The sequence below is a fragment of the Nocardioides panaciterrulae genome (assembly GCF_013409645.1).
Lineage (GTDB): Bacteria > Actinomycetota > Actinomycetes > Propionibacteriales > Nocardioidaceae > Nocardioides > Nocardioides panaciterrulae.
Genome location: NZ_JACCBG010000001.1, coordinates 523,163 through 536,133, shown reverse-complemented (window position 1 = coordinate 536,133; position 12,971 = coordinate 523,163). Strand labels below are relative to the sequence as shown.

At 72.4% G+C, this 12,971-nt stretch carries 11 protein-coding genes; 1 reads left to right on the top strand and 10 read right to left on the bottom strand.

What is annotated here, in order from left to right; all coding sequences use genetic code 11:
* Positions 1 to 10: 10 nt before the first annotated feature.
* Genes BJZ21_RS02480 through BJZ21_RS02440 form a run of 9 tightly spaced genes read right to left on the bottom strand, consistent with a single transcriptional unit; the run spans position 11 to position 9,650 of the window.
* The gene (locus BJZ21_RS02480; protein ID WP_179662310.1) at positions 11 to 1,132 is read right to left on the bottom strand and encodes a CaiB/BaiF CoA transferase family protein; all 1,122 of its coding nucleotides are present in this window, start codon (positions 1,130 to 1,132) and stop codon (positions 11 to 13) included.
* Positions 1,129 to 2,796 carry an AMP-binding protein gene (locus BJZ21_RS02475; RefSeq protein ID WP_179662309.1) on the bottom strand — a complete coding sequence of 556 codons (1,668 nt, stop codon included), beginning with the start codon at positions 2,794 to 2,796 and terminating at the stop codon, positions 1,129 to 1,131. Before BJZ21_RS02475 ends, BJZ21_RS02480 begins: the two co-directional genes overlap by 4 nt.
* Positions 2,793 to 3,857, bottom strand: coding sequence for an acyl-CoA dehydrogenase family protein (locus BJZ21_RS02470; protein WP_179662308.1), 1,065 nt, complete (start codon positions 3,855 to 3,857; stop codon positions 2,793 to 2,795). The genes BJZ21_RS02475 and BJZ21_RS02470 overlap by 4 nt, the downstream gene beginning before the upstream one ends.
* The gene (locus BJZ21_RS02465) at positions 3,854 to 4,723 is read right to left on the bottom strand and encodes a 3-hydroxyacyl-CoA dehydrogenase family protein (protein WP_179662307.1); all 870 of its coding nucleotides are present in this window, start codon (positions 4,721 to 4,723) and stop codon (positions 3,854 to 3,856) included. The genes BJZ21_RS02470 and BJZ21_RS02465 overlap by 4 nt, the downstream gene beginning before the upstream one ends.
* 11 nt (positions 4,724 to 4,734) lie before the next feature.
* On the bottom strand, positions 4,735 to 5,613 hold the full coding sequence (locus BJZ21_RS02460) for a 3-hydroxyacyl-CoA dehydrogenase family protein (RefSeq protein ID WP_179662306.1): 879 nt from the start codon (positions 5,611 to 5,613) through the stop codon (positions 4,735 to 4,737).
* Between the two features lie 35 nt (positions 5,614 to 5,648).
* On the bottom strand, positions 5,649 to 6,401 hold the full coding sequence (locus BJZ21_RS02455; RefSeq protein ID WP_179662305.1) for an SDR family NAD(P)-dependent oxidoreductase: 753 nt from the start codon (positions 6,399 to 6,401) through the stop codon (positions 5,649 to 5,651).
* Positions 6,398 to 7,621, bottom strand: coding sequence for an acyl-CoA dehydrogenase family protein (locus tag BJZ21_RS02450; RefSeq protein ID WP_179662304.1), 1,224 nt, complete (start codon positions 7,619 to 7,621; stop codon positions 6,398 to 6,400). The genes BJZ21_RS02455 and BJZ21_RS02450 overlap by 4 nt, the downstream gene beginning before the upstream one ends.
* On the bottom strand, positions 7,618 to 8,430 hold the full coding sequence (locus BJZ21_RS02445) for an enoyl-CoA hydratase-related protein (RefSeq protein ID WP_179662303.1): 813 nt from the start codon (positions 8,428 to 8,430) through the stop codon (positions 7,618 to 7,620). Before BJZ21_RS02445 ends, BJZ21_RS02450 begins: the two co-directional genes overlap by 4 nt.
* On the bottom strand, positions 8,427 to 9,650 hold the full coding sequence (locus BJZ21_RS02440; protein WP_179662302.1) for a CaiB/BaiF CoA transferase family protein: 1,224 nt from the start codon (positions 9,648 to 9,650) through the stop codon (positions 8,427 to 8,429). The genes BJZ21_RS02445 and BJZ21_RS02440 overlap by 4 nt, the downstream gene beginning before the upstream one ends.
* A 196-nt stretch (positions 9,651 to 9,846) precedes the next feature.
* On the opposite strand from BJZ21_RS02440, the gene BJZ21_RS02435 reads away from it, so the two are divergent.
* Positions 9,847 to 10,587 (top strand): FadR/GntR family transcriptional regulator, encoded by a 741-nt coding sequence (locus BJZ21_RS02435; protein WP_179662301.1) that lies wholly within the window; start codon positions 9,847 to 9,849, stop codon positions 10,585 to 10,587.
* 104 nt (positions 10,588 to 10,691) lie between these two features.
* Here BJZ21_RS02435 and BJZ21_RS02430 read toward each other — a convergent pair whose 3' ends face one another.
* Positions 10,692 to 12,818, bottom strand: a complete 2,127-nt coding sequence (locus BJZ21_RS02430; protein ID WP_179662300.1) for a PAS domain-containing hybrid sensor histidine kinase/response regulator — start codon at positions 12,816 to 12,818, stop codon at positions 10,692 to 10,694.
* Between the last annotated feature and the right edge of the window lie 153 nt (positions 12,819 to 12,971).

The window sequence follows — 12,971 nt, the reverse complement described above, 5'->3', positions numbered from 1 at the left end:
TCTCGGGCGCTCAGGCCCACGGGGACGCGTCGCCGAGGTCGGCGAGCGAGGGGTAACGCCGGGTGTCCGGCTCGTGCCGCAGGGCGGCCGAGATCGGGCTGGGCAGGGCCGGGAAGGACCGGTCGCCCGAGGGGGTGGCCACCCGCTCGGGGGCGTCGATGTCGACGAGCCCGGCGGCCACCGCCTCGTCCCAGGTGGCCACGACGACCGTGCAGACGTCCTCGCCGTCGAGGACCGACCGCCAGTGCTCGGCGGTCTCGGCGGCGAACCGGTCCCCGAGCGCGTCGATGACCGCCTGCTCCTGGCCGGCGTCGTCGCGCAGCTCCGGGTCGAGCCCGACCAGCTCCACGAGCCGGTCCCAGAACCTCTGCTCGAGGGCGGCGCAGGCGACGTGGCGGCCGTCGGCGGTCGGGTACACCCGGTAGCGCGGGCTGCCGCCGGTGAGCAGCTCGGCGCCGGGGCGCGGCCAGCCGCCGCCCGCCTGGTGGGTGGCGAAGTACCCGTAGGCGAGCACCTGGAGGTTGCCGGCCATCGACACCTGCAGGTGGGTCCCCTCGCCGGTGTTGTCCCGCAGCCGCAGCGCGAGCAGGATGTTCACGACGGCCGGGTAGGTCCCGCCGGCGATGTCGGCGAGGACCGAGACCGGGAGGCTGGGCGCGCCGGTGCTGTCGGTCACCACTCCCAGCAGGCCGGTCTCGGCGAGGTAGTTCAGGTCGTGCCCGGCCCGCTGCGCGTGCGGGCCGTCCGGGCCGTAGCCGGTGATCGAGCAGTAGATGACGTCCGGGTTGACGGTCCGCACCTGCTGGTAGCCGAGCCCGAGCCGATCGGCCACCCCGGGCCGGAACTGCTCCACCACCACGTCGGCCTCGGCCGCGAGGGCGAGGACGCGGTCGCGCTGCGCGGGGTCCTTGAAGTCCACGGCGTAGGCGCGCTTGCCCCGGTTCAGCACCGCGTAGTTCGCGCTCGCCTCGCCGAACCGCGGTTCGTAGGAGCGCATCTCGTCACCTCGCCCCGGCCGCTCGAGCTTGACCACGTCGGCGCCGGCCTCGGCCAGCATCAGCGTCGCGAGCGGTCCGGGCAGCAGCGTCGAGAGGTCGAGGACCTTGAGCCCGGCCAGCGGCAGCGCGCTCATGCGAGCATCTCCCGGAGCCGGAACTTCTGGATCTTGCCGCTGGGCGTCATGGGCAGCTCCGGGAGGTTGATCACCCGCTCGGGCAGGTAGTGCTTGGACAGCCCCCGGGCCAGCAGGTAGTCGCAGAGGCTCTCCTTGGTGAGCTCGGCGCGACCGGCCTTGCTCACCACCACCGCGCAGATCCGCTCGCCGAGCCGGTCGTCGGGCATCCCGATGACCGCGACGTTCACGACGTCGGGGTGGTCGAAGACCAGCGTCTCCACGTCGGTCACGGGGATGTTCTCGCCGCCGCGGATGATGATGTCCTTGCTGCGCCCGCGCAGCGAGACCCAGCCGTGCTCGTCGACGCTGGCCCGGTCGCCGGTCCGGAACCACCGGTCGGGCAGGAACGCGTCGCGGGTGGCGTCCGGTCGGTCGAAGTAGCCGTAGAAGACGGCCGGCCCGCGGATCAGCAGCTCGCCGATCTCCCCCGGCGTCACGTCGGCGCCGCGCTCGTCGACGATCCGGACCTCGGAGCCGGCGAAGACCGAGCCGTCGGTGCGCTGGATCGCGGGCGGCTGGTCGGGCGTGCAGGACATGATGATGCTGCACTCCGTCATGCCCCATGCCGGGCAGATGTAGGCGCCCAGTGCCGCCTCGGCCTGCTCGGGGAGGTTGCGGGGGACGGGCGCCCCCGCGATCACCAGGCACCTCAGCGGGTTCTCGGACCCGGCGAGGTCGGTCCGCATCATGTCCTGCAGGAAGGTCGGCGCCCCGAAGAAGGTCGTCACGCCCTCCTCGCGGATCACCTCGACGCCCCAGGCCGGGTCCCACCGGTCGACGTGGACGGCGGTGCCGGCCAGCAGCACCGTGAACACGATCCCCCAGACGAAGCCGGTGTGGTGCCCGACCGGGGAGGCGACCAGGTGCACCATCGGGTCACCGAACAGCCGCGGCCCGACGTGCTCCGCCTGGAGTCGTGCCGAGTAGACCAGGCTGTCGTGGCCGTGCATGGCGCCCTTGGGCTCGCCGGTGGTGCCGGAGGTGAACCCGAGGTAGCAGACCTGGGACGGGTCCGGCGCGGGGAGGTCGTGGGGCGGTGCGCCGTCGTGGTCGCGCCACAGGCTCTCGCCCTCGCGCAGCCCGGCGCCGTCCTCATCGAGCACCACGACGTGCTCGAGCGTGGGGATCTCGGCGCGCAGCCGGCGGGACAGCTCCAGGTGCTCGGCGCTGCGCCACCGGCGCGGGATCACCAGGACCTTGGCCTTGCTGCGGCGGAGGATCGCGGCCGCCTCCCGCTCGCCGTAGGCCACCGGGATCGCGGCGTAGATCGCGCCGAGCTCGTTGATGCCGAAGACCAGCTCCGGATACTCGATCCAGTTCGGCAGCATCACCACCACGGCGTCGCCGGCGGCGACACCGAGCGAGGCGAGGACGTTCGCGGCGTGGTGGGCGCCGGCGTCGAACTCGGCGTAGGTGCGACTGACCCGGCCCCCGCCGCTGCGCCGTCCGACGAGCGCGACCCGGTCGGGATGGGCGTGGGCGGCGTCGGTGAGCAGGGAGCGCACCGTCCGCCCCTCCCACCAGCCGGCGGTGCGCCACGCCGCGACGGTCTCGTCGTCGAGCGGGGTGTACTGGCCGTCGAGCAGCGTGGCCAGCGGGGCGTGGTCCCGGGTGGGGCTCATGTGACCTCCTCGGTGAGCACCTCGGCGGGCGCGAGGCCGACCAGGGTGCGGGCGGTGGCGACCGTCGCCCCGGGCAGGGCGGCAGCGGCGCGCAGAGAGACGGCGTCTCGCAGATGACGTTCGGCGGGGTACTCCGCCAGGTAGCCGTAGCCGCCGTGGGACTGCAGCGCGGCCGCGGCGACCTCGAGGGCGCCGTCGCAGGCTTCCCGCACGGTCGCGAGGCTCCGCACCGGGTCTGCGTCCCGGCCGGCGAGCACCGTGTCGAGGATGACCGCGGTGCGCGAGGCCTGGGCGAGCAGCGACTGCCGCACGGTCGGGATGGCGGTCAGGGCGTCACCGAACTGGTGCCGTCCGGCGGCGTAGGCGGCGGCGTCGTCGGCGGCCGCGGCGGCGATGCCCGCGGCGGCCGCGGCGATGCCGACGCGCAGCTCGGCCCGCGCCGCGGGCACGTCCACGCCGGTGAGCACCACGAGCGCGTCGGCGGCGGCATCGGCGTCGACCTCGACTGACCGGGTCAGGGCACCGCCGAGGCCGGTCCGCCGGACCGGGCTGAACCGGCAGGCCGCCGGGTCGACCAGCAGCGCCGTGTCGTCCCCGGCGAGCACCAGGACGTACGGCGCCTCCGCGGCGGCGTCGACGCGGTCGATCGAGCCGCGGAGCCGGTCCGGGGTCCGGTGGAGACGCACGTGCGCGGAGCCCGCGTCCACCACCGCGACCGCGGCGCCGCCGGCGTGCAGTCGCCCGAGCAGCTCGGCACACCGTTCGTCGCCGCCGAGCAGCCCGGCCGCGGCGTGCGCCTGCGCGGCGGCCAGGGCCAGTGCCGGCCAGCAGCGGCCGAGCTGGACGAGCGCCACCGCGGTGGTGGTCCGGTCGGCGCCGCCGCCGCCGTGCTCCTCGGCCACCCCCAGCGTCCAGACCCCGAGCTCGGCGAGCGCGGCCACGAGGCCCCCGACCGTGTCGGGGTCGTCGGCGAGGACGACGTCGTGGTCGGCCGCGAAGCCGCCCAGCATCGCCTGCAGGTCGCGCTGGTCCTCGGTCAGGGCCGGGCCGCGCCAGGTCACGACGGGGCCTCCTCACCGATGCGGAAGCCGTGGCCGCTCTTGGCGCCGAGGCGCCCGGCGGCGACCATCTGGCGCAGCAGCGGCGGCGGGGCGTACCGGTCGTCGAGGGTGGCGGCGTACGCGCTCTCGGTGGCGTGCAGGTGCACGTCGAGACCGATCAGGTCGAGCAGCTCCAGCGGGCCGGTCCGGTACCCCAGCCCCAGCTTGAGCGCGACGTCGATGTCCTCCGCGGTGGCCAGCCCGCTGTCCAGCTCGGAGATGACGTCGTTGAGGTAAGGGAGCAGGAGCGCGTTGACCAGGAACCCGGGCCGGTCCTTGACCACCACCGGGACCTTGCCGTCGAGGGTCTCGACGAGCTCGACGAGCCGGTCGATCAGCCCGGGCTCGGTCTGCAGCGCGCCGACGACCTCGACGGTGCGCATCGCCGGCGCGGGGTTGAAGAAGTGCAGGCCCGCCACCCGGGCCGGGTTGGGCAGCGCCGCGGCGAGCTCGGTCACGGACAGGGCGGAGGTGTTGGTGAGGATCGGCACCTGCCCACCCACCACCGCGGCCACCCGGCCGAGCACGGCCGACTTGACGTCGACGTCCTCGCTGACCGACTCGATCACCAGGTCCACGGCGGCCAGGTCGGTGACGTCGGTCGTGCCGGTGAGGCGGGCGAGCGCGGCCGCCCTGTCGTCCGGCGTCGCCTTGCCGCGGCGGACCGCGCCGTCCAGCGACCCGGCGACCGCGGCCAGGCCGGCGGCGACCCGGCTGTCGTCGGATTCGAGCACGACCACATCGCGGCCGGAGGCCGCGAACACGTGCGCGATGCCGGAGCCCATGGTGCCGCAGCCGAGCAGGCCGATCTTCTGAAAGTCGTTCATCTCTACCTCCGTCAGGACCCGAAGAGCCGGGTGTCCTCGTACTCGTAGAAGCCGCGGCCGGTCTTCCGGCCGAGGTCGCCCGCCGCGACCATCCGCTCGACCATGGGCGGGGGAAAGAACCGCGGGTCGCGCAATTGCTCGTAGAGCCGGGTCGCGACCTGCTGGTGGATGTCGAGCCCGACGATGTCGAGCAACCGGAAGGGGCCCATCGGGTGCCCGAGCGCGCCGAGCACGGCCGCGTCGATCGACTCCCGGGTGCCGAGCCCGGACTCCAGCGCCGCGATGCAGGAGTTCTCCCACGGGATCAGGAAGCGGTTCACGATGAAGCCCGGCCGGTCCTGGGTCACCACGCTGGTCTTGCCGAGCGTGCCGAGGAACTCGACGGTCGCCTTGTGCGCCCAGTCGGCGGTGTGCCGGCCGTCGGCGACCTCGACCAGCTTCATCAGCGGGGCCGGGTTGCAGTAGTGGGTTCCGACGACGCGCTCGGGTCGCCGCGAGCCGGAGGCGATGCCGGTCACCGACAGCGTCGAGGTGTTGGTGTGCAGCAGCGTCGAGTCGGAGACGATCTCGTCGAGGCGGCCGAAGGTGTCCTTCTTCAGCTGCAGGTCCTCGAAGATCGCCTCGACGACGACGTCGCACGAGGCGAGGTCGGCCAGGTCCACGCTGCCGACCAGGGCGGCCTTCGCGGCCTCCCCCGCCTCGGCGTCGAGCTTGCCGATCCGGACGCTCTTGTCGAAGAACCCGTGCACGGTGTCGATGCCGCGCTTGAGGTTCGCCTCGTCGACGTCGAACAAGATGGTGCGGTGCCCGGCGCGGGCCATCACGGTGGCGATGCCCGAGCCCATGGTGCCGGCGCCGAGGACGGCGACGGTCTTGGTCTGGTTGCTCAATGGTTCTCCCTGGTGTGCGAGATCGGGCGGGGGCGTCAGCGAACCGACTGGCCGCCGTCGATGACGATGACCTCGCCGGTCATGAAGTCCGAGGCGCTGCCCGCGAGCAGCAGCAGCCACGGCTCGAGCTCCTCCGGCTGGCCCATGCGGCGGGCCGGGATGGCGCGCACCACCTTGGCCGTGGCCTCGGCGTCCTCCCGGAGCGCGGCGTTGAGCGGGGTGGCGAAGTAGCCGGGCGCGATCGCGTTGACCTGGACGCCGCTGCGGGCCCACTCGATCGCCATCGACCGGGTGAAGGCGATGACGCCGGCCTTGGAGGCGGAGTACGCCGCATGGTTCGCCACCCCCTGCAGGGCGAAGTTCGAGGCGACGTTGATGACCTTGCCCGAGCCCTGGGCCACCAGGTGGCGCCCGGCGGCCCGGGTGGCCAGGTAGGTGCCGCGCAGGTTGGTGCTCACCACCCGGTCCCACTCCGCGGCCGGCTGGTCGAGCAGCGGGGTGCTCGCCACGATCCCGGAGTTGTTGACCAGGATGTCGACGCGGCCGAAGGTCTCCATCGTCGATCGGACCATCTGCTCGACCGCGGCCTCGTCCGTGACGTCGGTCGGGCAGGCCAGCGCCTGCCCTCCGGCGGCGGTGGCCTCGGCGACGAACGTGTCGAGCTCCGCGCCGGTGCGGGCCGCCACGGTCACCGCGGCCCCGGCCCGGACCAACGCCGCAGCCATCGACCGGCCCAGTCCTCGTCCGGCGCCGGTCACGATCGCGACCTTGCCGCTCAGCTCCGTCATGTCAGCTCTCCCATCGCGCGGGTGATCTCGCGGCCGATGAGCAGCCGCTGGATCTCGTTGGTGCCGTCGTAGATCTGGGTGACCTTCGCGTCGCGCAGGCACCGCTCGACGCCGAGCACGGCGAGGTCGCCGTGCGGGCCCAGGATGCGGGTCGCCTCGACGGCGGCGGCGAACCCGAGGTCGGTGCAGGCCTGCTTCATCATCCCGATCTGCCCGCTGGGGATGTCGGTGGAGCCGTCCACCTGGCGGGCGACCGCGTGCAGCAACAGCCGTCCCTGCAGGATCCGGCCACGCAGCTCGGCGAGCGCGAACGTCTGCTCGTCGGGCAGCCGGGTCCCGTGCAACCGGGTCAACGTCGCCAGGGTCCGGGCGTAGGCGGCGCGGGCGAGGCCGACGCCCTGGGCGGCCGCGCTGATGCGGGACTTGACCACCGAGCTCATCACCACCGACCAGCCCCCACGCTCCTCGCCGAGGAGATGGTCGGCGGGGACCTGCACGTCGTCGAAGAACAGCTCCGCGGTGCTGGATCCGTGCATGCCCATCTTGTCGAAGGGCTGCCCGTGGCCCACGCCCGGCCAGCCGCCGTCGACCACGAACGCGGTCACGCCGCGCCGGCCCAGGCTCCTGTCCACGGTGGCGAAGCAGACGATGACGCCGGCCCGGTCGCCGGTGGTGATGAACGTCTTCGACCCGTTGAGGACGTAGCCCTCCCCGGTCGGTCGGGCCGTCGTCTGCAGGCTCGAGACGTCGCTGCCGGCGTTCGGCTCGGTGATCCCGAGCGAGCCGTAGACCGAGCCGTCCAGCAGGCCCGGGATGTAGCGCCGCGCGAGCTCCTCGGAGCCCGCGAGCAGGATCGGGTAGGCGGCGTGCATCTGGGTCATGAAGACCAGCGAGGTGGCCGCGCAGCCGGCCGTGACCTCCTCCATCGCGACCGCGTAGGCGACGTTGGTGTCGCCGCTGCCGCCGAGGTGCTCCGGGAACACCAGTCCCATCAGTCCCGCCCGGGCCAGCGCCTGCACGCTGTCGCCGGCGAAGGTGTGGTCGGCGTCCAGCCGGGCCGCCCGGGGGGCCACCTCGTGGGCGACCACGCGGCGGGCCGTCTCCCGGACCTCGCGCTCCCGGTCGGTGAGCCCGGCGTCGGCCGCCGGCTCGTCGAGCAGGTCGTGCAGCGCCAGGTAGGCCTCGGGATCGGTGTCGAGCTCGAGCGGTTCGACGCTCACTGGGGCTCCTCGCCGGCGGTGTCGGGGTCGGTGAACGCGGGCGCGCGGCGCTCGAGGAAGGCGGCGATGCCCTCGTCGGACTCGGCCCCGGCGACGGCCAGGGCGGCGAGCCCGGTCTCGAGCTGAAGGCCCGCGTCCAGGGTGGCGTCACGTCCGGCCTCGAGGGCGGCCAGGATCGACCGCACCGCGGTCGGTCCCTGGGCGGCGACCCGGTCGGCGAGGGCGGTCGCGGTCGCCGTCAGCTCCTCGGGGGCGACCGGCGGGACCGGGGTGAGCCCGAGCCGGTGGGCGCGCTCGGCGTCCAGGCGGGCGCCGGTGAGCATCAGGTGGGCGGCCACCTGCTGGCCGACCACCCGCGGCAGCCGCTGGGTCCCGCCGTACCCGGGGATCAGGCCGAGGCCCGCCTCCGGGAGACCGAGCGAGGCGCGGGTCGAGAGGACGGGGAAGGTGCACGCGAGCACGAGCTCGAACCCGCCGCCGAGGGCGACCCCGTTGACGGCGGCGATGACCGGGACGCCCGCCCGCTCGATCTCGCGCAGCACCTGCTGCCCGCGGCACATCACCTCGTGCGCCCGGTCCGCGCCCATGCCCTGGAGCTCCTTGAGGTCGGCGCCGGCGCTGAACGCCTTCTCGCCGCAGCCGGTGAGCACCACCACCCGGGTGGACGGGTCCGCGGCGGCGGCCAGCACCTCGCGGTGGAGCGCCCCGAGCACCTCCTGGTCGAGGGCGTTGAAGACCTCCGGCCGGTTGATGGTCAGGGTCGTGACGTGCCGTCGGCGCTCGACGAGCACCACGTCGGCCGTGCTCACCGCGAGACCTCCTCGGCGGCCAGGCCGACCGCGCCGGAAGCCACGAGGGCGTCGATCTGGTACTCCGTGTAGCCGATGCGGGTCAGGATCCGGCGGGTGTCGGCACCCAGGTCCGGGAACCGCTCGTTGCGCGGGGCCGCCTGCGACCCGAGCCGGAAGGGGCTGTGGACGCTCACCAGGTCCCGGGCACCGGGCACCGGGAGCACCGCGGTGCGGGCGACCACCTGCGGGTCCTTGACGACCTCGGACAGCGACTGGACCAGCGCGGCCGGCACCTGGGCCTCGGCGAAGATCCGCAGCCACTCCGTGGCCGGCCTCTCCGCCAGCCGCGCCGCGACCAGCGCGATGACCCGCTCCCGGTCCGCGCGGCGGCCGGCGTTGTCGGCGAGCGCCGGGTCCGCGCCGAGCTCGGGCAGCTCCGCGGCCACGCAGAAGCGCTGCCAGATCACGTCGTTGCCGATCGCCAGCACCAGGGTGCGGTCGGCGGTCTCGAACGGCTGGTAGACCGAGAGCACGGAGTCCGTCCCGCCGCTGGGCGCCGGCTCCGGCTCGCCCGCGCAGTACGCGGCGATCCGGGGAGCCATCAGCGCCAGGTCGGTGTCCAGGAGGGAGACGTCGATGGTCTCGCCCACGCCGGTGCGGGCCTGCCGCACGAGCGCCGCGTTGATCGCGATGGCCGCCGCCATCCCCGTCCCGATGTCGGAGAGCGCGGTCGAGACCCGCTGCGGGGCGCCGCCGCTCTCGCCGGTCACCGACATCAGCCCGGAGCGCGCCTGGGCGACGAGGTCGTAACCGGCCAGCGCGCTGTCGGGCCCGTCGAGCCCGAAGCCCGACATGGCGCAGTAGACGAGGCGCGGGTTGCGGGCCCGCAGGCTCTCGCCGTCGATGCCCATGCGGACGAGCTTGGCGGGGTTCATGTTCTGCAGGAAGACGTCCGCGTCGTCCAGCAGCCGCAGCAGCGCGTCCAGCCCCTCCGGGGTGCGGAGGTTGACCGCGAACGACAGCTTGTTGCGGTTGGCGGACGCGAACCACGCCGAGACGCCGTCCACGAACGGCGGCCCCCAGCTGCGGGCGTCGTCCCCGCGCCCGGGGCGCTCGACCTTGATCACGGTGGCGCCGAGGTCGGCCAGATACATCGACGCGGTGGGCCCGGCGTACGAGGTGGTCATGTCCACCACCCGCACACCGGCCAGGGGTGCCTCCGTCCGAGGCGCTGCCATGGAAGTCACATCTGGATAATGTCCAACATTTGCACGACGGTCAACCGGAGTCCGTCATCGAGCCGGAGCGGGCCCGCCGAGGACATGCATGGGGAAGTACGAACACCCGGGAAACTGCGAGGTAACCTGCTGGGACCGCAACGACGAAGGTCAGACATTTACCATCGTCGACCACTCGCCGCCATTGAGGACGGACATGAAACCGTACGAGTCCAACGGAGCCACCAAGGTGATCGGGCGCACGGTGCTGCGGCCCCGGGAGCAGGTCGAGGAGACCATCCGGGCCGCCATCTTGTCCGGCGAGCTCAAGTCCGGAGAGATGCTGCCCCCCGAGGCCGAGCTCGCGCGCCAGTTCAACGTCAGCCGGACCACGCTGCGCGAGGCCCTGCGCGTGCTCACCTCCCAGCGGCTGATCACGAAGGTGCCCGGGGCGCGCGGCGGCAACTTCGTCCAGTCGGTCGACTACCACTCCCTCGGTGCGGTCATGAGCGAGTCGGTGGAGAACCTGCTGGCCCTCGGCACGATCCACTTCGACGAGGTCGCGGACGTCCGGCAGCTGCTGGAGGTGCCGTCGGTCCGCCTGGCCGCCGTCAACCGCGACGCCGAGGAGCTCGCCCGGCTCGCGGAGATCGTCGGGCAGCAGAAGACCGCCTCGGTCGACGACCCGCACATCCCCGAGCTGGACCGCGAGTTCCACACGCTGATCGCACGGGCCTCCGGCAACCGGGTGCTGGCGAGCTTCGTCGCCGCGCTGCACCACGCGACGGAGCCCGTGCACTACCTCGACCTGTCCCCCGAGGTCGGCCGGGACACCGTCAAGCAGCACCAGCGGATCCTGCGCGCGATCGAGCAGCAGGACGCCGCCGCCGGCGAGGAGGCGATCATCGAGCACCTCACCTACCTGCAGCGCCACATCAGCGCGCACCGCTCGAACTGATCCGGCCGCCGCCCTCTGCCGGCCCCCGTCACGCAGCGGCCCGGCGCCTCACCTAGTGACCCGCAGGCCGGGACGAGCGCGTCTTCGTACCGTCGCCCTCGCGGCTAGTGGCGTAGTTCGATCGCGGGCGAGGGTGTGGCCGGGCGAGCCCACAGATTCAACGTCTCGCGCAGCACATCGAAGTCGACCGGCTTCGAGAGATAGGCGTCCATGCCTGCCGCGTGGCAGCGTTCCTGCTCCGCGACCGTCACGGCTGCGGTCATGGCGATGATGGGAAGGCGATCGTTCGCCGATTCGGCCGCTCGGATCGCCGCTGTCGCGGTGTAGCCGTCCATGAAGGGCATGTGGCAGTCCATGAGGACGGCCACATAGGCGCTGTCAGCCACAGCGCTCAGGGCTTCCAGGCCGTTGCCGGCGACGTCGACCTCGTACCCAAGCTTTACGAGCAGGCCCTCGGCGATCATCTGGTTGATCTCGTCATCTTCGACCACAAGCACCCGACCCAGGTCCGGTGCAGGCGGTGCCGACTCCGGCGGGGTCGTCGCCGGTAGCGAGGATGCAGCGACGAGGGACGACATGCGCTGGAGAAGCTCTGAACCGAGGAGAGGTCTGCGAAGCAGCTCCTGCGGCTCGAGTCCACCGGGGTTCGTGGGGTCGAGGTCCAGCGTTGGTGACAGCATCAGCACGTGGGCGTCTGCCAGGCTCGGGTCCGCAGCGATGTCTTCGGCCATGTGCGACCCGTCGATCCCGGCCACACCCATGTCGAGGAGGGCGAAGCGGTAAGGGTCGTCCTCGGCCACGGCTGCTCGCAACCGGGACATGACGTCCCCGGCATGCTCGAGGCTCTCGGGCCGCATGCCCCAATCCCCGAGGCGCAACTCGAGGAAGTGTCGGCTGCGCTCGTTCTTCTCGACGATCAGGACTCGCTGGTTCACCAACAGTTCGCGGCCCGGCGTCTGGGGCGGGACGCGCTCGGCCACCCCGAGAGGCACTTCGAACCAGAACGTGCTGCCTGCCCCCTCCGTACTGTTCACGCCCATCGACCCGCCCATGGCCTCGCACAGCCCCCGGGCGATGGCCAGGCCGAGGCCGGATCCACCGAACTTCCGTGTCGTGGAGGCGTCGGCCTGGGTGAAGGAGTCGAACAGGGTTCGCTGAGCGTCCTCGGAGATGCCCATGCCGGAGTCGGTCACCTCGAACCGCACGCGGACCTGGTCGGCGTCCACGGCCGAGACGACGTGCGACTTCAGGACGACCTCTCCCTGATCGGTGAACTTCACAGCATTGGAGGCCAGGTTGAGCAGGATCTGCCCCAGCCGTGCCTCGTCACCCTTCAGAAGCGACGGCAGCGCGGGCGCGCAGTAGACGATCAGTTCGACGTGCTTGTGCGCGGCCGGCACCGCCATCAGGCTGGCGGTCCTCTCAAGCAGGAGGCGGGGGTCGAAGTTGGCGACTTCGAGGACCACCTTGCCCGCCTCGAGCTTTGAGAAGTCGAGGGTGTCGTTGATGACGGAGAGCAACGCGGTGCCAGCCTTCCGCAATCCGTCAACGTAGTGCACTTGGGCTCCGACCAGGTCCGTCTCGCCGAGCAGCCTGGCCAAGCCGATCACGCCGTTCATCGGCGTCCGGATCTCATGGCTCATGGCTGCGAGGAATTCCGACTTGGCACGCGTGGCTGCCAGAGCCTCTGCCTCGGCCGCCTCGAGCTCAGCGGCTCGACGCTCCAGTTTCTCCCGCAGCTCGGCGGCACTCTTCAGAGCCGCCTTCAACTCGCTGATGTCGGTGCAGGTCCCGAACCACTTCACGATCTCGCCGGCCGTGTTGCGCAGCGGCATGGCGCGACCCAACATCCAGCGGTAGACCCCGTCGTGGCGCCGCAGCCGGTACTCGATCTCATACGGCTCACCGGTCCGCGTGGCCTCGTCCCACAGCCGGCGGGCAAGGGCGCGCTCGGCGGGGTGGAACGGCGGGTTCCACCCGTCACCCAGGCTTTCCTCGAGCGACAGCCCCGTGAAGTCCATCCACTGCTGGTTGAAGTACACGTGGTAGCCGTCGGGCCGGGTGATCCACACGATGTGGGGGAGCGTCTCGACCACGTCACGCCACTCTGTCCCGCTCGCCCGCATGCCCTCGGGCTCGGCCTGGAGCCGGTCGATCTGGGACGGGTCGCCGGCGTTGACGTTCGCGACCGCCTCCGGGTCGGATGGGTCATCGCGCGTCAGGAGGGGCATACCCGCCTACTCTGCCCTGTGCAAGGCCGACTAGGCGACTTTCAGCAATACCTACCGGGCTGACCCGAGAGGGGTCAGCTGCCGAGGCGGAGCGGCCCGCTCACGCAGCTCGTCGGGTTACTTCCTGGGTGCTGCCACGACTCTCAACCTCCA

Excerpts from the sequence above, each read along its gene's own strand:
- BJZ21_RS02455 (WP_179662305.1), bottom strand. The coding sequence starts at position 6,401 with ATGACGGAGCTGAGCGGCAAGGTCGCGATCGTGACCGGCGCCGGACGA.
- BJZ21_RS02430 (WP_179662300.1), bottom strand. The coding sequence starts at position 12,818 with ATGCCCCTCCTGACGCGCGATGACCCATCCGACCCGGAGGCGGTCGCG.
- BJZ21_RS02480 (WP_179662310.1), bottom strand. The coding sequence starts at position 1,132 with ATGAGCGCGCTGCCGCTGGCCGGGCTCAAGGTCCTCGACCTCTCGACG.
- BJZ21_RS02435 (WP_179662301.1), top strand. The coding sequence starts at position 9,847 with ATGAAACCGTACGAGTCCAACGGAGCCACCAAGGTGATCGGGCGCACG.
- BJZ21_RS02465 (WP_179662307.1), bottom strand. The coding sequence starts at position 4,723 with ATGAACGACTTTCAGAAGATCGGCCTGCTCGGCTGCGGCACCATGGGC.
- BJZ21_RS02475 (WP_179662309.1), bottom strand. The coding sequence starts at position 2,796 with ATGAGCCCCACCCGGGACCACGCCCCGCTGGCCACGCTGCTCGACGGC.
- BJZ21_RS02440 (WP_179662302.1), bottom strand. The coding sequence starts at position 9,650 with ATGGCAGCGCCTCGGACGGAGGCACCCCTGGCCGGTGTGCGGGTGGTG.